Origin of the sequence: Streptomyces sp. NPDC051243 (assembly GCF_044455405.1) — a bacterium.
In the GTDB taxonomy this organism is placed as follows: Bacteria; Actinomycetota; Actinomycetes; order Streptomycetales; family Streptomycetaceae; genus Streptomyces.
On record NZ_JBITES010000027.1, the window covers coordinates 81704 to 105733 of the forward strand.

Genomic DNA, 24030 nt, shown 5'->3' on the forward strand with positions numbered 1-24030 from the left:
GTTCACCAGATACCGCAGTAGCTGTCGTCGGTGTCCAACTGAGTGCCCCGGGTGTCCTTGACCGTGACGATGTACCTGGTGCCGGCGCCGCCCCCGTCGCGCGTGGGCGTCGCCCAGGTGCCGTCGGCCTTGACCGTCAGGGTGTCGCTCGGCAGGGTTTCGGACGGTCCCCCGAAATCGTCGCGGATCGTGTGCTCGACGATGATGGTCTGGCCCGGCTGGAAGCCCAAGCCCCTCGCGTCGACCTCGGCGTGGTCGCAGTCGTGATGGGCCACGGTCACCGGCGCCTGTGCCGACACTGACGCCGTCGCCGGGGTCGCGGCGATGCTCGTCAGGGCCAGGGCCAGGGCCAGGGCCGCGGCTGTGGCGATCCCGGCCGCCTTGATGGTGCGTAACATCCGAGAACTCCTCCGTCGGGATGTTCCGAGGAACGTGTGCGCTGTCAGCGGCGTCACCAGATACCGCAGTAGCCGCCGTCGTCGGAGCCCAGCTCCGTGCCCTGGGTGTCCTTGACCGTGACGTAGTACGTGCTGTTCAAGGAGGGGTACTCGTGCTTGGTCTGCCAGGTGCCGTCGGCCTTCACTGTCAGCGTCTCGTCCGGCGCGGTGTATGTGTCCCCCATCAGACTGTCGAACCACTCGTGCGAGACGACGATGGTCTGGCCCGGCTGGTAGCCCAAGCCTTCCGCGTAGGAATCGAAGTGGTCGCAGTCCGTCCAGACAGAGGTCACCCGCGCCTGTGCCGACACCGACGCCGTCGCCGGGGTGGCGGCGACGCCCGTCAGGGCCAGCGTCGCCACCGTGGCGACCCCGGCCGTCTTGATGGTGCGTAACATCCGAGAACTCCTTCTTCGGGATTCCGGGAAAGTGTGCGCCTGGATCGTAAACCCCTGTTCCGGAATGCCCGGGCGGGGTCGGGTGAATTGCACCGGATTGCGGTCGGCGAAGCACTGCGTATCACCTGCGACTTTCACTGGTCGCTTAAGGGCCTTCCGGGGGTTCCGCCGCGAACCTAATCTCGAATTCTGTCCGGCCTTTGCGGCCCAACTGGATGGGGGAAGTGCGCATGCTCAACAGAGTCGTGATCGTGGGAGGCGGTACGGCGGGTTGGATGACCGCCTCCTATCTCAAGGCCGCCTTCGGCGACCGGATCGACATCACGCTGGTGGAGTCCGGGAAAGTCGGCACCATCGGCGTGGGGGAGGCGACTTTCAGCGACATCCGGCACTTCTTCGAGTTCCTGGGGCTCAAGGAGAAGGACTGGATGCCGGCCTGCAACGCCACGTACAAACTGGCGGTGCGGTTCGAGAACTGGCGTGAGAAGGGCCACTACTTCTACCACCCGTTCGAGCAGATGCGGTCGGTCAACGGATATCCGCTGACCGACTGGTGGCTGCAGGACGGTCCCACCGGGCGGTTCGACAAGGACTGCTTCGTGATGGCCTCGGTCATCGACGCCGGGCTCAGCCCCCGTAAGCTCGACGGCACCCTGCTCGACACCCCGTTCGACGAGAACGCGGAGGAAATGCAGGGCCTGACGATGTCCGAGCACCAGGGCAAGACCCAGTTCCCGTACGCCTACCACTTCGAGGCCGCGCTGCTGGCCAAGTACCTGACGAAGTACGCCGTGGAGCGCGGTGTCCGGCATGTGATCGACGACGTCGAGGAGGTGGACCTCGACGAGCGGGGCTGGATCAGCTCGGTCCGTACGGCCGGGCACGGTGAGCTCACCGGTGATCTGTTCGTCGACTGCACGGGCTTCCGCGGCCTGCTGCTCAACAAGGCCCTCGATGAGCCGTTCATCTCCTACCAGGACACCCTGCCCAACGACAGCGCGGTCGCCCTCCAGGTCCCGATGGACATGGAGCGGCGCGGCATACGTCCGTGCACCACGGCCACCGCCCAGGACGCCGGCTGGATCTGGACGATCCCGCTGACGGGCCGGGTCGGCACCGGCTACGTCTACGCCAGGGACTACCTCTCCCCCGAGGAGGCCGAGCGCACCCTGCGCGAGTTCGTCGGCCCCGCGGCGGCCGACGTCGAGGCCAACCACATCCGGATGCGCATCGGCCGCAGCCGCAACTCCTGGGTGAACAACTGCGTCGCCATCGGGCTGGCCAGCGGGTTCGTCGAGCCGCTGGAGTCGACCGGCATCTTCTTCATCCACCACGCGATCGAGCAGCTCACCAAGAACTTCCCCGGCGCCGACTGGCACCCCACCCACCGCGACCGGTACAACGATGCCATCGCCCATGTCATGGACGGCGTAAGGGAGTTCCTGGCACTGCACTACGCCGCGGCCAAGCGGTCGGACACGCAGTACTGGCGTGACACCAAGACACGCCCGCTGCCGGACGGGCTCGCCGAGCGCATCGAGAAGTGGCGCACCCAGCTGCCGGACAGCGAGACGGTGTACCCCTACTACCACGGGCTGCCGCCGTACTCGTACATGTGCATCCTGCTCGGCATGGGCGGCATCGACCTCAAGCCGTCCCCCGCGCTCGCCCTCGCCGACCCCACCGCGGCGCAGCTGGAGTTCGAGGCGATCCGGGAGAAGACCGAGCAGCTCACCAGGACGTTGCCCGCGGCCTACGACTACTTCACCCAGCTGGGCTGACGCCCCATGGCGGGCCGGCTCCCGATGTCCGTGGCGGGGCCGCAGGCGCGGGCCCGCCACGGCGGGCTTCCCGCGAGCGGCCGTACGGCAGAAAGCGGAGCGCGATGACCGAATCGACCATCCGGACCGAGCTCTCGGCGACCCCCGACGCGTTCCGGACGCTGATGAGCGGCTTTCCCACGGGGGTGGCCGTCGTCACCGCGACCGACGCGGCCGGCGTACAGCGCGGAATGACCTGTTCGTCCCTGTGCGGAGTGTCGCTGGAGCCGCCGGTGCTGCTGGTGTGCCTGAGGGCCGGCAGCCCCACGCTGGAGGGGGTGCTGGACTCCCGGACGTTCGCGGTGAACCTGCTGCACGCCGACGCGCGGCCGACGGCCGAGCTGTTCGCCTCCGGTGATCCGCAGCGCTTCGCCAAGGTCGCCTGGCAGGCCGACCCGCAGGCCGCGGGGCCGCATCTGGTGCGGGACGCGCACACCGTCGCGGACTGCGCGGTGCTGTCGGCCCAGCCGGTGGGCGACCATGTGACGGTGTACGGGGAGATCCGCAGGGTCACCCGGCGAGGTGACCGGATCCCGCTGCTGTACGGCCTGAGGCAGTTCCGGCCATGGCCGGAGCACTGACCACCGGCGTCCGCTCGCGCAGCCGGCCGCCGAGCAGGGCCAGGCCCAGCGGCGTCACCGTGTGCAGCACCTTGTTCCGTACCCGGCGCGTGGTGATCAGCCCCGACTGGCGCAGTACGGCGGCGTGCTGGCTGGCGCCCGCCGACGAGATGCCCAGGCGGGCGGCGAGCTGGCCGGTGGTGCAGGCGGCCGTCATCAGCACTCGCAGCGCGGCCGCCCGGGTCTGGCCGACCAGGGCGCCGAGGGCCTGCACGTCGGGCTCCGGGCCGCCCCACAGATCGGCGGCCCGGTGGCCGGCGGACGGGGCGGCGAAGACGAGCGCCGCCATGCCGGTGCCCGGCTCGCACTCGACGACCCGGCCCACTTTGCCGGGCAGGAACACCGAGGGACACAACAACATGCCCCGGCCGTCGAGGCGGATCTCGCGGTCGGGGCCGTCGGGTATCTCCAGGACCGAGCCGGTCCACACGATTCTGGGATGCAGGGTGGCGAGCAGCTCCTCGACGCCGCCGGTCATGATGATCCGGCCGCGTGCCTCGCACTCGGCTTCGAGCCGTTCGCCGATGCGGCCCCAGTACGGGGCGATCGCCGCCCGCCACACGTCCACGGCCAGCCGGAACGCGTCCGCGCGGGTCAGCCCCACGGGCGGCCCGCCGCTCGTCACCGGCCTTCGCTCCAGCAGGAACAGCAGGTCGTCCGGGGCGTCGACGGTGCGCGGCAGCCGGGCCGAGGTCGTCCAGGGCGGGGTCTGCAACGGCAGGCGGCGACGGGCCTCGTCCCGCCATCGCGCATAGTCGGCATGGCCGGATCCGGTCAGCACACCGAGCGCGAAGGCTCCCTCGGCGACCGGGCCGAGCGTGCTCCGCAGCCGGGTGCGGGCCAGGTCCGCCGCGGTGAAGTGAACTCTCTGCATGCTCGCCCCTGGTGATGGTGAAGAGCGGGCCGCCCGCGGACGGCCCGCTCGGTCAGAAGCCGGGTGCCGACGCCGGGGCCCGGAGTGTGCCGAGGTAGGGATGCCACAGGTGGCCGGGGTTGCCCTCCACCTCCGCCACGATCTCCCGCATCGCCGCGAGGGCCTTGGGCTCCTCCCCGTCGTAGACGTCGCCCTGGAGCATCTTCAGCACGTCGATGCGGTAGCGCGGGTCCTGGACGAAGGCGGTGAACAGGACGTTCAGGCGGTAGTAGATGGAGATGAACTCGTACCAGTACCGCACCGCACGGCGGAGCTTGGTCTCGTAGGTCTCGAACCGCTTCTTGGCGAAGTCGCCCGCCTCGTGTGCCGCGATGATGTCCTGGGCAGCGATCCGGGCGCTGTTGAGGGCGACGCTCACCCCGCTGGAGAAGATCGGGTCGACGAAGCGCGCCGCGTCCCCGATGAGCACGAAACGGTCGCCGCAGATCTGCTTCATCGCGTAGCTGTAGTCGCCCTCGGCCTTGAACTCCCGGATCCGCTCGGCGTTCTTGAGGGCGTCGCGCAGTTCGGGCCGGCTGGAGACGAAGTCCCAGAAGAACCCCTCGCGGTCCTTGGCCGCGGCGGCAAAGCGCTTCTTCTGGGTGACCACACCGATGCTGGTGATGGTGTCGGTGATCGGGATCTGCCACACCCAGGTGTCCTTGATGGGCAGGAAGTGCACGAAGATGTGGTCCGCCTGGGCGGCGTCGGCGGCGATCGCCGTGCGGTCCAGGCCCTCGAACCAGGTGTGCACGGCGTACTGGTCGAAGACCGGGTCGGCGACCTTCACCTTGAGCTGACGCCCGAGCAGCGTGCCGCGGCCGGAGGCGTCGACGACCATCCGGGCGGTGTAGTCGGTCTCCTTGGCCGCCAGCCGGACGGTCAGCCGCACCAGTTCGGGGTCGTCGAAGTCCACCTTCAGGACCCGGGCGCCGTTCAGGACGGTGGCGCCCTGTTCGTCGGCGTGCCGCAGCAGAATCGCGTCGAACCTGCCGCGGTCCACGTGGAAGGTGTAGTCGCGGTCGACACCGGGCTGGTCACGTTCCACGAACGCGATGTCGGCGGTCCAGCCGTGGCTGAGGCCGCTGTATCCCATACGCGGTATGTCCCGTGACTCGGCGGAGGTCCAGGAGGCGCCGTACTTCTTCGGGAACCCTGCCTCGTCGATCTTCTCGAGGGCGCCGATCTCGTGCAGCACCGGGGTGGTCGCCGGGACGAGCGACTCGCCGACGTGCGGCCGCGGGAACGTCTCGCCCTCGAACACGACGACGGAGAGCCCGGCCCTGGCGAGATAGGAGGCCATGGTCGAGCCGGCCGGCCCGCCACCGATGATCGCGACGTCGAAGTCGGCTTTCATGCCTTCTCCTCCTGGGCGTTGTTTTCCAGCGACAGCTCGTGCAGCATTCCGGCGATGGTCCGGATGTCCTTGAAATGATCGATGTCGATTTTCGCGGGAGAGACGTACAGGCCCAGCTCGTCACGGATATAGGTCAGCAGGAGTGCGACCCGCAGCGAGTCCAGGACCCCCGATTCCATGAGCGGGGACACATCGTTCAGGTTGTCCCGGTCGTCGCCCTGGAGGAATTCCTCTCCGATGAACTTGACGAGCGCGGAAACATAGTCTTCTTCGGTCATGGGTTCTCGCTTTCTGTGCGCTGCCGGGGATTTCACGTGTTGCCGTTCGGCGAGGGGTTCTCGTCCCACTCCAGTGCCTCCGCGGCCAGGTCCTCCTGCGACATCTGATCGATCTCCGCCCGGACCTCTGCCTCCACCACCTCGGCCAGTTCGGCGACGGTGCCGCCCTCGAAGACGGCTCGGGTGGGGAAGTCGATGTCGAATGCCTGCTGGATCTCCGCGATGAGCCGGATCGCCAGAATCGAATTGCCGCCACCGCGGAAGAAGTGGCTGTGCGCGCCCGCCCGGGTGCCGAGGAGCTTCTCGAAGATCTCCGCGATCCGTTCCTCCACGACCCCGCGCGGCTCGACCAGGTCGTCCGCCGTCGCCTCCTGGGGATCCGGCAGTGCCGCCCGGTCCAGCTTCCCGTTCGCGTTCAGCGGGACGCGCCCGATGGGCGTGAACGCGCGCGGCACCATGTAGTCCGGGAGCCGGTCGGCCACGTGCGCGGCGAGTTCCTCCCGCATCCGCGCCGGCTCTTCGTTCCCGGGGGCGGGCACCCAGTACGCGGCCAGCCCGGTGTTGCCGTCCGCGTCCCGGACGGCGATCACGATCGCTTCCGCGACCGCCGGGTGCGTGTCCAGCACGCTCCTGATCTCGTCCGGCTCGACCCGGTAACCGCGGATCTTCACCTGCCCGTCACGCCGGCCGACGAAGTCGACATGCCCGTCGGGCAGCAGCCGGACCAGGTCGCCGGTGCGGTAGAGCCGCGCCCCCGCCGGTCCGTAAGGGTCCGGTACGAAGCTCGCGGCGGTCGCCTCGGGACGGGCCGCGTAACCACGGGCCAGGCCGAGGCCGCCGACATACAGCTCGCCGACGACCCCCGTCGGCGACGGGCGCATCAGATCGTCGAGGACATGCATCGTCACGCCGGGCAACGGCCGCCCGATGGGCACCGATTCTCCGCTCACGGGAGCCGTCACCGGGTAGACGCAGGTGCCCACCGAGGCCTCGGTGGGCCCGTACTCGTTGATGAGCCGTCCCGCGCCCAGCGTCCGGGCCCACCGGTCGGCCCGGCGAACCGGCAGCGCCTCACCCGCCACCACGATCACCTCGGCCAGCTCGGCCAGCCGCTCCGGATCGAGCTGCTGCGCGAGGATCTCCATGTGACCGGGCGTCAGCTTGAGGAACGACAGCGGCGCGGCCTTCGCCAGCCGCGGCCCCAGCTCGGCCAGGTCCAGGTCCTGCGGCAGCAGATGCATCGGCAGTCCCGCGAGCAGCGGCGCCCACAGGTTCGGCACCACGAGGTCGAAGGCCACCGACGAGAACACCGCGCCGCCGCCGCTGCCCTTCAGGGCCAGCTCCTCGACCGCCCAGCGGACATGGTTGGCCAGCCCACGATGGGTGATCTGCACTCCCTTGGGCCGGCCCGTGGAGCCGGAGGTGTAGATCACGTAGGCCAACAGGTCCAGGTCACCGCCGTGCTCGGGGTCCAGCAGCGCCGGATGCTCCGGGGGTGCGGCGGGCCGGGCCGCGATCAGGTCCGCGTCGCCGTCGGTGGTCACGAACCGCCCGGCGAAGACGTCGCCGAGCCGCTTGCGGTGCTCCGAGCGCGTCACCAGCACCCGTGCCCCGGCGTCGGCGAGGACCCGGCCGACACGATCCGCGGGGAACGACGCGTCCAGCGGAAGGTAGGCGGCGCCGGCCTTCCACACGGCGAGCAACGCCACCGGCAGCTCGATGCCGCGCTCCAGAAGGACGCCGACCACCGACTCGGGTCCCACCCCGAGTTCACGGAGCAGCTGGGCCAGCCGGTTCGCCCGTGCGTCCAGTTCGGCGAAGGTCGCCGTCGCGCCGTCCGCGACCAGCGCGGTGGCGTCCGGCACCGCCGCGGCCCGCGCCGCGAACAGCGCCGGCACCGACGCCGTCACCTCGGCCGCCGCGGTGTGGTTGTGCCGCCCCGGGCGGGAGAGGGCGTCGCGCTCGTCGTCCGGCAGCAGATCCAGGGTGTCGAGGCGGCCGTGCGGCTGGGCGGCGGCCGACTTCAGCAGTTGCCGGAAGTGGCCCGCGAGCCGCTCCACGGTGGCGCGCTCGAACAGCGAGGTGGCGTACTCCAGGGCGCCGACCACGGTGCCGTCGGGCTGCCTGCGCATGTAGAGCGTCAGATCCGTCTTCGCGATCGACGACACCGCGGTCACGGCGTCGAGTTCGTCGGCGTCGGCCGCCGAGCCGGTGAGTTCCTCGCCGTGGTAGTCGAACGCCACCTGGTAGAGCGGCGTACGGGACAGGTCGCGCTCGGGCGCGAGTTCTGCGACCAGCTCCTCGAAGGGCAGTTCCTGGTGGCCGAAGGCGTCCTTGCAGACCTCCGTGACCTGCTCCAGCGCCTGCTCGAAGGGGGCGGCCGGGTCCAGCCGGCAGCGCAGGACGAGGCTGTTGAGGAAGAATCCGACGACGCCCTCGACCTCGGGCCGCTCCCGGCCGGCCACCGGGGTTCCGATCACCACGTCCCACTGCCCGGTGTACCGGGCCAGCAGCGTCGTGAACGCCGTGAGCAGCACCATGAAAGGGGTCGCGCCCGCGCGGCGTCCCTGCTCGGTGAGCGCGTCCGCGACATCGGCGGGAACGGCGAAGGTGACGACGGCACCACGGGCGTCCCGGGCGGCAGGCCGCGGCCGGTCGGTGCGCAGGGCCAGCGGGGCGGCCCCGTCGAGCACCGTCCGCCAGTGGCCGAGCTCGCGCGCCACGACGTCCTCGGTGAGCCGCTCGCGCTGCCAGACGGCGTAGTCGGCGTACTGCACGGGCAGTTCGGGCAGTTGGGGGCGGCGGCCGGCGCGCAGCGCGCCGAGGATCTCGTGGAACTCCTCGCGCAGCACGGTCGCCGACCAGCCGTCGCCGACGATGTGGTGCATCAGCAGGACCAGGGTCTGCTCGGCGGCGCCGGGCCCGGGCTCGCCGATCAGCAGCGCACGGGCGACGGGGCCGTGTTCCAGGTCGAAGCCCTCGGCGGCGTCCTGCTCGACGAGTTCGCCGACCCTCGCCCGCGGCGCCGTGATCCGGCGCAGTGCCATGGGCCCGGGCGGGTCGATCACCTGCGCCGGCTCACCGTCCGGGCCGCTGTCGGGCACGAACCGGGTACGCAGCGCCTCATGACGTGCCGTCAGTTCGGCCAGTGCGCGCCGCACCAGCGGTTCACCGTCGGTGGCGGGCACCCGCAGGAACAGACCGGTCACCCATTCGCGGCTGCGCGGGTTGATCTGTTCCAGCAGCCACAGTCGCCGCTGGCCGAGGGAGAGCGGCAGACCGCCGGTGCGCGGCACCGGACGCACCGGCGGTGCGACGTCCTGGTCCGCGCCGTCGTCGTCCGCCGTGATCAGGCGGGCCTGCGCGGCCACCGTCGTCGCGCGCAGCAGCTCCGGCAGCTCGACGTCCCGGCCGGTCGCGGTGCGCAGCCGGTTGGCGAGCCGGGTGAGCTGGAGGGAGGAGCCGCCGAGCTGGAAGAAGTCGTCGTGCACCCCGATGTCCTCGGTGCGCAGCAGCTCCCGCCACACCTCGGCGATCAGCCGCTCGGCCCCGGTCGCGGGCGCCGCCTCCGGGTCGCCCGTCGCGTCGGGGGCGGGCAGCGCCGACCGGTCCAGCTTGCCGCTGGACGTCCTGGGGAACGACGCCATCTCGACGTACAGCGACGGAAGATGGGTCTTCGGCAGGCGCCCGGCGAGGAACTCCCGCAGCTCCTCGGCAGCCGTGGGGCCGCCCGCCGGGCGGCGCAGCACATAGGCCGCGAGCCGTGTCCCCTGGGGCGTCGTGTACGGGACGACGGCCGCTTCCCGGACGCCCGGGTGACCGGCGAGGGCGGCCTCGACCTCGGCGGGCTCGATCCGCACGCCGTTGATCTTGACCTGGTGGTCCGTCCGCCCGCAGAACTCCAGCGAGCCGTCGGCCCGCTGCCGCACCAGGTCGCCGGTCCGGTAGAGCCGGGCGCCGGCCGGTCCGGACGGGTCGGGCACGAAGCGTTCGGCCGTGAGCCCGGGCCGGTCCAGATAGCCGTGGGCCAGCCCTACGCCACCGAGGTACAGCTCCCCCTGCCGGCCTGGTTCCACGGGATGCCCGTCCGGACCGGCGACCACCGTGCGGATGCCGTCGACGGGTGTGCCGATGGGCACCGGACCGGAACGCTGGATCGGGTCGAAGCGGTGGCCCGTGACCTCGTTGGTGCACTCGGTGGGCCCGTAGGTGTTCCACACCTCGACGTCGGCGCCATGGTCACCCAGGGCCCGCAGGAAACGCTGGACGAGTTCGGCGTGCAGCTGCTCGCCGCCCGAGGAGAGCAGCCTGAGGGTCGTGCAGTCCCGCCAGGCCGGCTCGTCGACCAGCATGCGCAGCACCGACGGCACGACCTGCAGGACCGTGACGCGGTGCTCGTCGACCGTGCGGACCAGCAGGGCGGGGTCGTGCTCGGCACCCGCCGGCGCCATCACCACCGTGCCGCCGCCGGCCAGCGGGGCGAAGATCTCCCAGCCGGCCGCGTCGAAGGTCAGCGGGGTCTTGTGCAGGACGCGGTCGCCTGGACCGAGCCCGTGGGTGCGCACCCGCCAGCCGACCTGGTTGGCGAGACCGGCGTGGCTGACCACGACGCCCTTGGGACGACCGGTGGAACCCGAGGTGTACAGGACATACGCGGGATGCGCGCCGGACACCTCGACCGCCGGGGCGTGCTGAGGCAGGCCGTCGAGGGCCGCGGCGTCGGCGTCGAGCACCACCGCACGCACCGTCCGGCCCGTGAACCGCTCCGCCGTCTCCGGCCCGGTCACCACCACCTCGGCGCCCGTGTCCGCCAGCAGGGCGGAGGTACGGGCCGCGGGATGGCCGGGGTCGAGCGGCACATACGCTGCGCCCGTCTTCCAGACGGCCAGCAGTGCGACGGCGAGGCGGGTGCCTCGGTTCAGTAGGACACCGACCGGCGCCTTCGGCCCGGCTCCCGCGCGTAACAGCAGGTGGGCCAGCCGGTTGGCGCGACGGTCCAGCTCGCCGTAGGCCAGCGCACGGCCTCCGGCCACCACCGCGAGGGCGTGGGCGGAGGAGGTGGCCCGGCGCGCGATGAGCTCGTGCAGCGGCTCGGCCACGGACGGATCCGACGGGTGGTTCATCGACTCTCCCAATGGGTCGGCAGTGGACCTGGGCCCGGGCACCCCCGCGGGCAGGGCCGCGTCGCCCGCTGCCCGCCACGCGGAGATCTTGCTGAACCGGCCAATACTGCGGCTATATCGCGGTTATCGCGCGGAATCGGACGATGAGCCGGCCGGTTCCGTCATCGCCCCGCCGGCCTCCCCGGCCGGTGTGTCGCCCTCGTCGATGCGCCGGGCGCCGCGCACCGCCGGGATCAATGCCGTGGTCACGAAGGTCGCCAGCATCACGACCCCCACCGCCAGCACCGTCCTGGTCGCTCCGACGGAGCTCAGCGCGAACCCGCCGGCCAGCGAGCCCAGCGAACCGGCCCCCGAACTCAGCAGGCCCGCGACGCCGCCCACCCGGCCCTGCATCTCGTCCGGGGCCATCCGCACCTGGTAGACCCCGGCCAGCAGGTTGAGGACCGCCCCGGCGAAGGACGTGCCCGCGAACAGCGCGGCCAGCACGTACACCTCGTGGGTCAGCGCGACCATCGGCATCAGCACCGTCCAGACCCCGAAGATCGAGATCATCACCCGGCCGGGGCGCACCCGCTGCACCAGCTGTGAACCGGACACGGCACCGACGATCCCGCCCAGGCCCGACACCAGACCGATGACACCGATCGTCGCCGGGGAGCCGCCGCTCTCCTTGACGATCAGGACCAGCGCCAACGACAGCACCTGGAACAGGATGTTGGTGACGGCGACCAGCGATATCGCCGCACGCAGAAAGCGCTGCGCCAGCAACCAGCGGAACCCCTCGGCCATTTCGGCCCGCAGTCGCAGCGCGGTGGGCGGGCGCTCGGACTGGAGGTCCCGCCGGATGCACAACAGGCTCAGCAGGGCGGCGAGATGGGCCAGCGCCGCGAACACGAACGGCGACCACCTCGCGATCCCGTACAGCGAACTGCCCAGCGGCTGGCCCAGCAGGCCCGCGGCCCGGGATCTGGCCTCATTGCGGGACAGGGCGGGGGGGAGATGGTCCGGGTGGACCACATTGCGGACCGCCGCCCGTTCGGAGAGCCGGTAGAAGATCGACGCCGTGCCGCTGACGAAGGCCACGGCCATGACGTGGGCCAGCCACAGCCGGTCGCTGATCACCGCCACCGCCACACTGGCCATGGCCAGCAACGCCGCCACATCACAGACGATCATCGTCCTGCGCCGGTCCAGGCGGTCCACCAGCACGCCCGCGGGCAACTGCACGAGCAGCATGGGCAGCAGCCCGGCGAAGCCCACGAAACCGGCGTCGGCCGGCGAGCCGCCGTGCCAGATCATCAGCAGCGGATAGGCGATGGCGGCCGTGCGGTCGCCCAGCACCGCGACGCCCGCGCCCAGCCAGAGCAACAGGTAGTCGCGGTTCGCGCGCAGCGGCCCGTGGGGCCGTCCCGGGCCGGCCGCGTGGGCCGGCCCGTCGGCGGTGCTCACCGGGACCGGTCTGCGGAGGCGTCCGGCTCCAGGAGCGACGTGTGGCGCTTGGCCACCTCGGCCCCGGACTCGCCGTTGGTGAGGACGACGAACCCGCGGCCCGGCCCCACCCGGCACATGGCCAGGGCGTGATAGCCGGCGCCCCCGCCGCCGTGCCCGAACTGGACGTCGGCGCCGAGGTCGTCGACGACCGTGCCCAGCCCGTAGGAGCTGTGGCGGTGTTGGGGGGTGAGCATCTCCCGGGCCGAGTCGGCGGTGAGCTGCGCGAGCGGCCGGGCGAGGCGGGCACGGCGGATCTCCAGCGCGACCTTGGCGAGGTCGGTCGCCGTCGTCCACAGGCCGGCCGCGGCCAGCTCGGGCCGCACCAGCCAGCCTCCGTCGAGCGGCCGGCCCTCCGGGTCGTGGCCGAGGGCCACGGGCCGGTCCGTCCGCTCGGGGAACGCCGGGTCGAAGCTGCTGCCCGTCAGGCCCAGCGGCTTCATGAGCACGTCGTCCATCAGCTCGGCGAACGGCCGGTCCGTGGCGTCCTCCAGCACCTGCTGGACCACCGAGTAGTGGACGTTGGCCTTGCGGAAGACCTGTCCCGGCTCCAGTTCGGCGCGGGCGCCCATACTCACCCCCGGCCCGCTGCCGTGCAGGAGGTCCGTCAGCGACGGGGTGCGCTGCCCGCGGGGGAGGTGCACGACCGGCGTCGGGGCCAGACCCGAGAGATGGCCGAGCAACTGCCGCAGGGTGACGCGGAAGCCGTCCGGCATCCGCCAGCCGCGCAGCCGGGCGTTGACGTCCTCGTCCAGATCCAGGACTCCCTGGTCGACCAGCCGCAGCACACCGAGTGCGGTGATGTGCTTGCTCAGCGACCCGACCTGGAAGACGGTCTCGGGGGTCACCGGGTCGCTGCCGCCGGCCGCCAGGACACCGTGGGCCTCGACGGACACCAGCTCGCCGTCCCGGATCACGGCGATGCTCGCACCGGGCACGTTCGGCATGTCGTGCAGCGGGCCGGGGGCCTGGGCCGGAGCGGACGGGGCGGACGGAGCGGACCGCTCGGCCGCCGGTGCCTGAGCCGGGGGCGCCTCCGTGACCGGGGACGCCTCCTGACCCTGCGCCGCCTCGGCGGCCGCGGCCACCGCCTCCAGCGAGTCGTCCTGGTAGATCGTGAGCAGGGAGAGCGGGACGCCGGCCCGGCGGGCCGCCGCGATCACCTTGAACACCACGATCGAGTGACCGCCCAGCTCGAAGAACCGGTCGTGCACCCCGACCCGGTCGACCTGGAGGATCTCGGCCCAGATCGCCGCCAGCGTCCGCTCCACCGCAGTGCGCGGCGCGACGTACGGCGGGCGGGCGGACACCTCCTCGTCGGGATCCGGCAGCGCAGCCCGGTCGAGCTTGCCGTTGGCGGTCAGCGGCATCCTCTCCAGCCGCACGAACACCCCCGGCACCATGTACGACGGCAGGCTGTCGGCAAGCCGGTTCCGCAACGCCTCGCCCTCGGGTGCCCCGCCCGGCGTGGCCGTCAGATACGCGACGAGCCGCCCGTCGCCCGCGGACGTGCCCTCCCGCAGGACGACCCGGGCCTCGGCAACCTCCGGGTGAGCGGTCAGGGCTCGCTCGATCTCGCCCGGTTCGACCCGGTACCCACGGATCTTGAGCTGGTGGTCGGTACGGCCGAGGAACTCGACGCTCCCGTCCGGCAGCGTCCGCGCCAGATCCCCGGTCCGGTACAGCCGGCCGCCGGGCTCGCCGTACGGGTCCGGCACGAACCGGTCGGCGGTCAGGCCGGGCCGGCCGGCGTAGCCGCGGGCCACGCCGGTCCCGCCGATGTACAGCTCGCCCGTGGCCCCCCTCGGAACCGGCTCCAGATCGGCGTCCAGGACCAGCATCCGGGCCCCGGGAACGGCCCGTCCGACCGGCACCGTCCCGCCCCCGCGGGCGCCCGCGGGCACCGGGTCCACGGCGCAGCCGGAACTCGCCACCGTCGTCTCCGACGGCCCGTACGAGTTCAGCAGCCGTCCGTCGCCCAGCACCCGCGCCCAGGTGCCGGCCAGCGGGACCGGCAGCGCCTCACCGGCCACCACGACGACGTCCGTCACCTCGGCCAGCCGCTCGGGCGCGATCTGCTGGGAGAGGACCTCCAGATGACCGGGCGTCAGCTTGACGAACCCGTAGGGACCGCCGTCCAGCAGCCGCTGCCCCAGGGAATCCAGATCCGTCTCCTCGGGCAGCAGCCGTACCGGCTGTCCGGCCAGCAGCGGAGCCCAGAGACTGGGCACCACCAGGTCGAAGGCCACCGAGGAGAACAGCGGGGCGCCACCGCCTCCACCGGCCAGGTACGCGCTCAGCGCCCATCGCAGATAGTTCGCCAGCCCCCGGTGGGTGACCTGCACACCCTTGGGGCGTCCCGTCGACCCGGACGTGCAGACCACGTACGCCAGCGAGTCGGGGTCCGTGACGTGCTCGGGTGCCGTCCCGGGCAGGGCCGCGATCGCCCCGCGATCCAGGTCGACCAGCACCCGCGGCCCGTCGAACACCACCGCTTCCGCGAGGTCGGAGGCGCTCACCAGTACCTCGGCCCCGCCGTCGGCGAGCATGTCGCGCAGGCGCCCGGCGGGGAAGGACGGGTCCAGCGGCAGGTACGCCCCGCCCGCCTTCCACACGCCCAGCAGGGCGGCCATCAGCTCGGTGCCGCGCTCCAGCAGCACCCCCACGACCGTCTCGGTGCCGACGCCGGCCGCCCGCAGGCGGTGCGCGATCCTGTTGGCGGCGACATCGAGTTCCGCGTACGACATCGTCGTGTCGTCGGTGGCCAGGGCCACCGCGTCCGGGGTCCGTGCCAGCTGGTCGCGCCACGCCTCGGGCGTGGTCCAGGAGACCGGATCGGCGGGCTCTTTGGGGGCGCTCGCCCACGGGCCGAGCAGTTGCTCCCGTTCACCCGGGGGCAGCAGGGCGGTCCGGGTGTCACCGTCGCCACCGGCGGCGATCGACTCAAGTGCCGCCCGGTACATGGCGGCCAGCCGCTCCACTTCGGCCCGGCCGAGGAAGGCGCTGTCGGCGTTGAGCTGCAGGCCCCCCTCCACGGTCGAGACGCCCAGCGGCACCTCGATACGGCTGAAGCCGCCGCTGTCGCCGGAGGCCGAGGGAGCCGTGACGCCCGCACCGGCCGCGGTGAAGTCGTGGTAGCTGAAGCGGACGTCGATGAGCCGGCTGCCGTCGCCCAGCTCGTGCTGGATGGCGTGCATCGGGAAGTGCCGGTGCGGCCAGGCCTCGATCTCCCGGTCGCGGACCTGCCGCACCAGCTCGCGCCAGGTCGTCGCGGACAGGTCGACGGGGAACGGCAGCGGGTTGAGATGGGTGCCGTACACCCGGTCCGCCCCGGGCGCCTCCGGCCGGCAGTGGGTGACCAGACCGGTGAAGAACCGGCGCTCGGGCGTGAGCCGGCCCAGCACCTTCACATGCGCCGCGAGCAGGACGCTCTTCAGCGGCGCCCCGGCGTCGGACGCCACCGCGCGCAGACCCTCCAGCAGATCGTGCAGCGGCACCTGGACCCGGTGCCGGTCGTCCGGGCCGTCCGGGTCGCCCCAGCCGGCGGGCAGGGCGAACCGGGCGCGCTCCCCGACGACGCCGCTCCAGTAGGCGCGGTCCTCGGCGTCGGCCAGGGCGCGCAGCTCGGCGGCGACGGTGTCGGCGAACCGCACGGGCGGCGGCGTGTACGGCGCGAGGTCCAGGCCGTCGCGGAAGGCGCGGTAGAGATCGAGCAGTTCGGCGCGGAACACCCCGAACGTCCAGCCGTCCATGATCAGGTGCGACTGGGTGACGGTGAGCTGCCAGTCTCCGTCCGCGAAGCGGTGCACCACCAGCCGCAGCAGCGGCGCCGCCCCGTGCTCCAGCGGGGTGCGGCTCTCCGCCTCCAGCACCTCCCGCAGGGCCCTCTCCGCCTCCTGCGGGCTCGCGGCGGTGAGGTCGACGACCCGCAGCGGTACCTCCGCCGTGGCGTGCACCAACTGCATGGGCACGGAGTACGACTCGGTGTCCACGCCGGTGCGCAAGGCCTCCTGACGGGCGACCAGTTCCCGCAGGGCCCGCTGCAGCGGTTCGCGGGAGAACGGTTCCGCGGCACCGATGCGGACCGAGGAGACCCGGTGGTAGTTCATCGGGCCGTCCCCGGACAGCATCTCGACGAGCATGCCGTTCTGGGCCTGGGTCAGCGGATAGGCGTCGACGAGCCCCTCGGGCAGCCGGGCCCGATCCGCCTCGCTCAGCAGCGAGAACGGCTCGACGGCCGCCGCCGCGGGAGTGGCCGCCGGCCCCGCGGCCGGCCTGGCGCACAGGGCGTCGATGGTCTGGTGCTCCAGCACCTCGCGCGCCGTGACGTCCACCCCGGCCGCCGTCATCTCGCCGGCGATCACCACGGCCTTGAGGGAGTCACCGCCGAGGTCGAAGAACCCGTCCCGGACACCCACCCGGTCCACGCCCAGCGCCTCCCGCCAGATGCCGGCGACCCGTTCCTCGACCGGTGTGCGCGGCGCGGCGTAGGCGGCCCGGGCGAAGGCGTCCTGGCCGGGGGCGGGCAGGGCACGGGTGTCGAGCTTGCCGTTGGGGGTCAGCGGGATCCGGTCGATGTCCTCGTACGCGGCCGGGACCATGTACCCCGGCAGCGAGCGGCCGAGATGGGCCCGGAGTTCCGCGGGCTCGGGCGGGGTCTCGCCGACGGGCACGACATACGCGACCAGGCGCTGCTCGCCGGGGCTGTCCTCGCGCGCGGTGACGACGGCCTCCCGGACCCCCGGATGACTCGCCAAGGCGGCCTCGATCTCGCCGAGTTCCACGCGGTAGCCGCGGATCTTGACCTGGTGGTCGATGCGGCCGAGGAAGTCCAGGCTGCCGTCGGGACGGCGGCGCCCCAGGTCGCCGCTGCGGTACAGCCGCGACCCCGGCGCACCGAACGGATCGGGTACGAACCGCTCCGCCGTCAGCTCCGGCCGGTTCAGATAGCCGCGTGCCGCTCCCGGGCCGCCGATGTGGATCTCGCCCGGGGATCCGTCGGGCACCGGATGCCCGCTCGCGTCGAGCAGATGGACGGTGAGGCCGCTCAGCGGCCGGCCGATCGGGTTGCCCGACTCGGCGTCGAGGTCCCGCTTGGTGATCCGGTGGTAGGTCGTGTACACGGTCGTCTCGGTGATGCCGTACATGTTGACCAGGGCCACCCGGCCCAGGCTCAACCGCTTCGTCCACGGCCGCAGTTCGGCGAACTCCAGCTTCTCGCCGGCGAAGACCACGGCCCGCAGCGACAGCCGCTTGACACGCGGGTCGCCCTCGACCGCCGGAGCGAGCAGCGAGCGGAACGCCGACGGCGTCTGGCACAGGACCGTCACCTCCTGCTCGACGAGCAGGTCCAGGAAGTCGTCGGGCGCACGGGCCACATCCTGATCGACCACGACCAGCGTCCCGCCGTACAGCAGCGCGCCCCACAGCTCGAACACGGACACGTCGAAGGCGTAGCTGTGGAACATCGCCCAGACGTCCGACTCGTCGAAGGCGTAGTGCTCCTGAGCGCTCGTCATCAGCCCCACGATGCTGGCGTGGGCGAGCGTGACCCCCTTGGGGCGGCCGGTCGAGCCCGAGGTGTACATGACGTAGATCGCGTTGTCCGGCACCACCCCGGCCGCGGGGGCCGTCGCCGGTTCGGCCGCCAGCGTCCGGCGGTCCCGGTCGAGCACGACGAGCGGACCGTCGTGCGCGTCCTCGACCAGGGCCAGCGAGGCGGCGTCGGTGATCAGCACCGAAGCCCGGGCGTCGGCCAGGATGTACGCCAGCCGGTCGGCCGGGTTGGCCGGGTCCAGCGGCAGATAGGCGGCCCCCGACTTCAGGACGCCCAGCAGGGCGGGGATCAGGTCGGCGCCGCGCGGCAGGCACACTCCGACGACCCGCTCCGGTCCCGCACCCAGGGCGCGCAGCCGGTGGGCGAGGCGGTTGGCGCGGGCGTCGAGCTCGGCGTACGTCAGCGACTCACCGCCCGCGACCACGGCGATCGCGTCCGGCGTCCGGGCCGCCTGCCGCTCGAAGACCTCGTGCACACAGTCCCCGCCCGACCCCGGCACACCGTGCGCCGCGGCCCCGGCCGCGGCGGCCTGCTCCAGGAGCCGCTCCCGCTCGCCCTCGGGCAGGTACACGGCGCGGGCGTCGCCGTCGTGGTCGGCGGCCATCGCCTCCAGGACCGCGCGGTACATACCGGCCACCCGCCCCGCCTGGGCCGAGTTCATGATGCTGTCCCGGGTGTTCACGTAGAGCCGGTCTCCTCGGTTGAAGACGGTGAAGTCGAACTCACTGGTCGCGCTGGTCATGCGGGTCCCGGTGGCGACCTTCTCGGTGTCGACCTGATGGAAGTCGATGTAGTTGAAGTAGGCGTTGATGAGCCGTCCGCCGCCCCACTCGTGCTGGACGACGGGCATCGGGTAGCGGCGGTGCGCCCACAGCTCGACCTCGCGGTCGAAGACCTGGCCGACCAGCTCCCGCCAGGTACGGGCGGAACGGTCCACCGCGAAGGGCAGGGTGTTGAGGTACATGCCCAGCACCCGGTCGGCGCCCAGGGCCTCGGGCCGGGTGTCCACGACGAGTCCCGAGTGGTAGGCGGGCGCATCGGTGAGCTGGCCCAGAACCTTCATATGGGCGGCCAGCAGGACGCTCTTCAGCGACACCTGGGCCGACGTGGCCAACTTCCTGAGCCGCTCGCCGAGGTCGTCGAACGGCACCTCGCGATAGATGAGCTCGTCCGTGTCGCCCGACCACTCGGTGGGAAACGTCACGGGAACGTACCCGGAGGTGATCCGCCGCCAGTACGCCCGGTCGTCGGCGGAGCGCAGCGAGGACAGCTCCGCGGCGATCGCGTCGGCGAACCGCACCCGCGGCAGCTCGTACGGCTCCGGCCGCCCGCCGTCGCGGAACGCCCGGTAGCAGTCGAGGAGTTCCACCAGCAGCTGGTGGTAGCTCCAGCCCTCGGTGATCGCGTGAGACTGGGTGAAGGTCACCCACCACGCGTCGTCGCCCTCGTCGTGCGCGACGATCCGGAACAGCGGCGCCCGGTCGATCGCGAAGGACTCGGCGCGCTGCTGCCTGACCAGCTCGAAGCGGGCCGCATCGAGCTCCTCCGCGGAGCGCCCGCGCACGTCGTGGACGTCCACCGGAATCTCAGCCGTGGCGTGCACCAGTTGCAGCGGCGTGGAGAAGCCGGTGAGCCGGAAGGAGGTGCGCAGCACCTCATGGCGTGCCGCCAGGGCCGCGGCCGCCCGCCGCAGCGCGTCCGGGTCCAGCGGCTTGTCGTCGGCCACCCGGAAGGTGTTGATGATGTGGTACGAGCCGCGCCGGCCGTCCATCATCTCGATGAGCATGCCGAGCTGGGTCCGGCCCACCGGATAGGCGTCGACGACGCCCTCGGGCAGCTTCGCCCGGTCGGCCCCGGAGATCAGCGCGAACGGCTCGGTGAAGACCTGCTCGGCCGGCGCCAGACCCTCCCGGTCCGCGATCAGCTCGGACAGCCGCTCGACGGTACGGGCCTCGAGAACATCCCGTACGGCGATGTCGACGCCCTGTGCGCGCAGGGCGCCGACGAGGGCCACGGCGCGGATGGAGTCGCCGCCCAGGTCGAAGAAGCCGTCGCGGACCCCGACCCGCTCGACCCCGAGGGCGTCCCGCCAGATCTCGGCGATCCGCCGTTCGCTGTCCGTGCGCGGGGCCACGTACTCGCCCCGTACGAAGGACTCGTCGTCCGGCGCGGGCAGGGCACGCTTGTCCACCTTGCCGTTGGGCGTGAGCGGAACCGCCGCCAGCCGGACGAACGCGGCCGGCACCATGTAGTCCGGCAGGGTCCTGGCGAGCCACTCGTGCAGTTCCGCCGGGGACAGGGTGCCCTCGTCCAGCGGGCTGAAGTAGCCGACGAGCCGCTCGTCGCGTACGACCACCACGGCCTGGCGCACCCCGGGATGCGTGGCGAACGCCGCCTCGATCTCACCGAGCTCGATGCGGTGGCCGCGGACCTTCACCTGGTCGTCGACGCGGCCGAGGAAGTCCAGGGCACGGTCGGTGCGCCAGGCGGCCAGGTCGCCCGTGCGGTACAGCCGCGCACCGGGCGGCCCGAACGGGTCCGGCAGGAACCGCTCGGCGGTCAGTGCCGACCGGCCCAGGTAGCCGCGGCCGACACCGTCGCCGCCGACGTACAACTCGCCCGCGACTCCGACGGGGACCGGCTGGAGGCACGCGTCCAGGACATACAGCCGGGTGTTCCTGACCGGTTCGCCGATGGGCACCCGGCCCTCGCCCGGCGGAGCGGACACGACGGCGTGCGTGACGTCGTCCGAGCACTCGGTGGGGCCGTAGGCGTTGACGAGCGGGATGCCCGGATAGCGGTCCAGCCAGCGGTCGCACAGCTCCGCGGGCAGCGCCTCACCCGTCACCACGAGCCGTCGCAGCCGGGGCAGTCCGGGCGCGGGCGCCCCGGCGTCCCAGAAGTCCAGGCTGGTGCGCAGCAGGGACGGCACGACCTCCAGGACGGTGATCCCCTCGTCGGTGACCCGCCCGAACAGGCCGCTCGGGTCCAGCGCGGTGTCCCCGTCGACGACCCGGACCCGGCCGCCGGTGACCAGCGCAGCCAGCATCTGCCACACCGAGATGTCGAAGGCCGGCGGGGCGTTGAACACCACGCTCTCCGCCGGGCCGAGACCGAGGTCCTCGATCTTGGCCAGCAGATGGTTGCCCATGCCGTCGCGGCGGACCATGGCGCCCTTGGGCCGTCCCGTGGAACCCGAGGTGTAGATCACGTACGCCAGGTCGTCCTCGGCACCGGCCGGGTCGGGGTCGATGGCCGGCTGCCCGGACACCGTCTCCTCGTCGTCCAGCAGGACGATAGCGGCATCGTCCCGCCGTACCGTGTCGGCCAGTTCGCGACGGGTCAGCACCAGACGCACGGTGGCGTCGTCGAGCATGAAGCCGAGCCGCTCGGCGGGCGCCTCCGGGTCGAGCGGCAGATACGCGCCGCCCGCCTTGAGCACCGCCAGCACGGACACGACCAGCTCCAGCGAGCGCTCCAGGCAGATGCCCACGACGACATCCGGTCCCACGCCGAGCTCCCGCAGCCGGTGAGCGAGCCGGTTGGCCTGCTCGTTCAGCTCCCGGTAGGTGGTCACCGAGTCGTCGGTGACCACCGCGACGGCGTCCGGCGCGGTGACGGCCCGGCGCTGGAACTCCTCCGGCACACCCAGGGTGACGGGCTCACGTCCGGTCGCGGTCAGTTCGTCCAGCAGGAGGTCGCGTTCTCCTTCGGGGAGATACGTGGCGCGGGCGTCGCCGTCGGCATCGGCGGCCATGGCCTCCAGTACGGCCCGGTACATCCCGCGCAGCCGCTCGCCGTCGGTCCGGCTCAGGACGGCCGTGTTCGTCGTCAGGTTCAGCCGGTCGGCGCGGCAGTGCACGGTGATGTCGAACTCGGTCTGCGAGACGCCGAACCGGGCGTCCGCGCGGGCCTCGCCGTCCGCCGCGGTGCCGGGGGCGGTCGCCTGCGACCGGGGCAGATCGACGTAGTTGAAGGCGACGTTGACCAGCCGGCCGCCGTGCCAGTCGCGTTGCATCGCCGGGAACGGATAGCGCCGGTGCGGCCACAGCTCGGCCTCGCGGTCGAAGACCTGGGTGACCAGTTCCCGCCAGGTGCGCGCGGAGCGGTCCACCGGGAAGGGCACCGTGTTCAGGTGCATGCCGTACACCCGGTCCGCGCCGGCCAGTTCGGGCCGGGCGTCGCAGACGAGGCCGACCTGGAACGCCGGGGACTCGGTGAGCTGGCTCATGACCTTGACATGCGCGGCCAGCAGCACGCTCTTGACGGAGACCCGCAGCCGGGTCGCCAGGTCCCTGAGCGAGCCCTCGATGTCGTCGAGCGGCACCCGCACGTCGAAGCTCTCACCCGCGCCCCTCTCGGGCTCCCAGCCGTCGGGCACGGTGAACGGGGTGTGCGTGTCCACCACGTCCCGCCAGTGGGCCGCGTCCTCCTCCGAGCGCAGGGACGCCAGTTCGGCGGCGATGTAGTCGGCGTAGCGGACGGCCGGGGCGTCGTACGGCTCCGGCCGCTCACCGTCACGCACCCTGCGGTAGACACCGATCAGCTCGGCGAGCAGCCAGTTGTGGCTCCAGCCCTCGGTGATGGCGTGCGGCCGGGCGATCGACAGCCACCAGCCCGCCTCGCTGTCCGGCCCGACGTAGGCGGCCACCCGCAGCAAAGGAGCGCGGCCCAGGTCGAACTCGGCGTCCCGCTCGGCGGCGAGGAGACCCATCAGCTCCGCGGTGGGGGCGTCGCTGTCGGCCCCGGACGTCGTGGCGGCCAGCCGGTGAACGGTGACCGGAACCTCCACCTCGGCGTGCACCAACTGCATGGGCAGCGAGCAGGACTGCAGGTCGAACGAGGTGCGCAGCATCTCGTGCCGGCCGACGACCGTCCTGGCCGCCTCGCGCAGTGCCTCCGCCGAGAAGGTGTGGCTGTCGGAGATCCGGTAGGAGATGAAGCTGCGGTAGGAGTCACCGCCGCCCAGCATCTCCACCACCATGCCGGTCTGCACCTGGGACATCGGATAAGCGTCGGCGAGGCCCGTGGGCAGTTTCGCCCGGTCCTCGTCGGAGATCAGCGCGAACGGCTCGACCAGCGCGTCGCCGGTGGCCAGTCCGGCCCGCCCGGCGAGGAGTTCGCCCAGCTCACCGACCGTGCGGCAGGTGAAGACGTCACCGACCGAGACATCCAGCAACTCCTCGCGCAGGGCACCGACGACGGCGACGGCCTTGATGGAGTCGCCGCCCAGGTCGAAGAAGCCGTCGTGCACACCGACCGTGTCCACCCCGAGGACATCGCGCCAGACCGCCGCGATCCGCTCCTCGGTGGGGTTGCGGGGCGCCACGTACACCGAGCGGGCGAAGGCGTCCTGGCCGGGAGCGGGCAGGGCGCGCTTGTCGAGTTTGCCGTTGGCGGTGAGCGGGATCGCCTCCAGCGTGACGAACGCCGCAGGGACCATGTAGTCCGGCAGTGTCCGCCCGCAATGGGCGGCCAGTTCGGCACCGGAGGGCGGCGTCGCGTCGGATCCCGGCACGCAGTACGCCACCAGGCGTTTGTCGCCGGGGGTGTCTTCGCGGGCGAGGACGACGGCGTCGCGGAGGGCGGGGTGGGTGGTGAGGGTGGTTTCGATTTCGCCGAGTTCGATGCGGTAGCCGCGGATTTTGACCTGGTCGTCGGCGCGGCCGAGGAAGTCGAGGCTGCCGTCGGGGCGGCGGCGGGCGAGGTCGCCGCTGCGGTAGAGGCGTGCGCCGGGTGGGCCGTAGGGGTCGGGGAGGAAGCGTTGGGCGGTGAGTTCGGGTTGGTGGAGGTAGCCGCGGGCGACTCCGGGGCCGCCGACGTGGATCTCGCCGGGGACGCCGAGGGGGACGAGGTTGCCGTGGCGGTCGAGGAGTCGGATGGTGAGGTCGGCGAGGGGGTGGCCGATGGGATTGCCCGCGGACGGTGCCAGGTCCTGGTCGACGATGCGGTGGTAGGTGGTGTGGACGGTGGTTTCGGTGATGCCGTACATGTTGATCAGTGCGGGGGCATCGAGGCCGAGGCGGTGGGTCCAGGGGG

At 72.2% G+C, this 24030-nt stretch carries 10 protein-coding genes; 2 read left to right on the forward strand and 8 right to left on the reverse strand.

Going from position 1 to position 24030, the window contains the following annotated elements:
- Positions 1-2: 2 nt before the first annotated feature.
- Positions 3-398: a hypothetical protein gene (locus tag ACIBAG_RS43925; protein WP_399113540.1), complete on the reverse strand. Its 396-nt coding sequence runs from the start codon at positions 396-398 to the stop codon at positions 3-5.
- 53 nt (positions 399-451) lie between these two features.
- Positions 452-835 carry a hypothetical protein gene (locus tag ACIBAG_RS43930; protein WP_399113541.1) on the reverse strand — a complete coding sequence of 128 codons (384 nt, stop codon included), beginning with the start codon at positions 833-835 and terminating at the stop codon, positions 452-454.
- A 230-nt stretch (positions 836-1065) separates the two neighbouring features.
- Between ACIBAG_RS43930 and ACIBAG_RS43935 the strand changes: the two genes are divergently transcribed.
- Both ACIBAG_RS43935 and ACIBAG_RS43940 read left to right on the forward strand, forming a co-directional pair.
- Positions 1066-2616, forward strand: a complete 1551-nt coding sequence (locus ACIBAG_RS43935; RefSeq protein WP_399113542.1) for a tryptophan halogenase family protein — start codon at positions 1066-1068, stop codon at positions 2614-2616.
- Between the two features lie 104 nt (positions 2617-2720).
- A complete protein-coding gene (locus ACIBAG_RS43940; protein WP_399113544.1) occupies positions 2721-3236 on the forward strand; it encodes a flavin reductase family protein in 516 nt (171 codons plus the stop codon).
- On the opposite strand, the gene ACIBAG_RS43945 is transcribed toward ACIBAG_RS43940, so the two are convergent.
- The 6 genes from ACIBAG_RS43945 to ACIBAG_RS43970 form a co-directional block, all read right to left on the reverse strand.
- Positions 3166-4149, reverse strand: coding sequence for an ArsR/SmtB family transcription factor (locus ACIBAG_RS43945; protein ID WP_399113546.1), 984 nt, complete (start codon positions 4147-4149; stop codon positions 3166-3168). The two genes, ACIBAG_RS43940 and ACIBAG_RS43945, sit on opposite strands and share 71 nt — an antisense overlap.
- Before the next feature lie 52 nt (positions 4150-4201).
- Positions 4202-5545, reverse strand: coding sequence for an NAD(P)/FAD-dependent oxidoreductase (locus ACIBAG_RS43950; protein ID WP_399113548.1), 1344 nt, complete (start codon positions 5543-5545; stop codon positions 4202-4204).
- A complete protein-coding gene (locus ACIBAG_RS43955) occupies positions 5542-5823 on the reverse strand; it encodes an acyl carrier protein (protein ID WP_399113550.1) in 282 nt (93 codons plus the stop codon). The genes ACIBAG_RS43950 and ACIBAG_RS43955 overlap by 4 nt, the downstream gene beginning before the upstream one ends.
- Before the next feature lie 32 nt (positions 5824-5855).
- A complete protein-coding gene (locus ACIBAG_RS43960; RefSeq protein ID WP_399113552.1) occupies positions 5856-10946 on the reverse strand; it encodes an amino acid adenylation domain-containing protein in 5091 nt (1696 codons plus the stop codon).
- A 123-nt stretch (positions 10947-11069) separates the two neighbouring features.
- On the reverse strand, positions 11070-12395 hold the full coding sequence (locus ACIBAG_RS43965; RefSeq protein ID WP_399113554.1) for an MFS transporter: 1326 nt from the start codon (positions 12393-12395) through the stop codon (positions 11070-11072).
- Positions 12392-23992 (reverse strand): amino acid adenylation domain-containing protein, encoded by an 11601-nt coding sequence (locus ACIBAG_RS43970; protein WP_399113561.1) that lies wholly within the window; start codon positions 23990-23992, stop codon positions 12392-12394. The genes ACIBAG_RS43965 and ACIBAG_RS43970 overlap by 4 nt, the downstream gene beginning before the upstream one ends.
- Positions 23993-24030: the final 38 nt, after the last annotated feature.

Bases quoted from the DNA above. Each gene is read 5' to 3' on its own strand.
- ACIBAG_RS43925 (WP_399113540.1), bottom strand. From the start codon at position 398: ATGTTACGCACCATCAAGGCGGCCGGGATCGCCACAGCCGCGGCCCTG.
- ACIBAG_RS43930 (WP_399113541.1), bottom strand. From the start codon at position 835: ATGTTACGCACCATCAAGACGGCCGGGGTCGCCACGGTGGCGACGCTG.
- ACIBAG_RS43935 (WP_399113542.1), top strand. From the start codon at position 1,066: ATGCTCAACAGAGTCGTGATCGTGGGAGGCGGTACGGCGGGTTGGATG.
- ACIBAG_RS43940 (WP_399113544.1), top strand. From the start codon at position 2,721: ATGACCGAATCGACCATCCGGACCGAGCTCTCGGCGACCCCCGACGCG.
- ACIBAG_RS43945 (WP_399113546.1), bottom strand. From the start codon at position 4,149: ATGCAGAGAGTTCACTTCACCGCGGCGGACCTGGCCCGCACCCGGCTG.
- ACIBAG_RS43950 (WP_399113548.1), bottom strand. From the start codon at position 5,545: ATGAAAGCCGACTTCGACGTCGCGATCATCGGTGGCGGGCCGGCCGGC.
- ACIBAG_RS43955 (WP_399113550.1), bottom strand. From the start codon at position 5,823: ATGACCGAAGAAGACTATGTTTCCGCGCTCGTCAAGTTCATCGGAGAG.
- ACIBAG_RS43960 (WP_399113552.1), bottom strand. From the start codon at position 10,946: ATGAACCACCCGTCGGATCCGTCCGTGGCCGAGCCGCTGCACGAGCTC.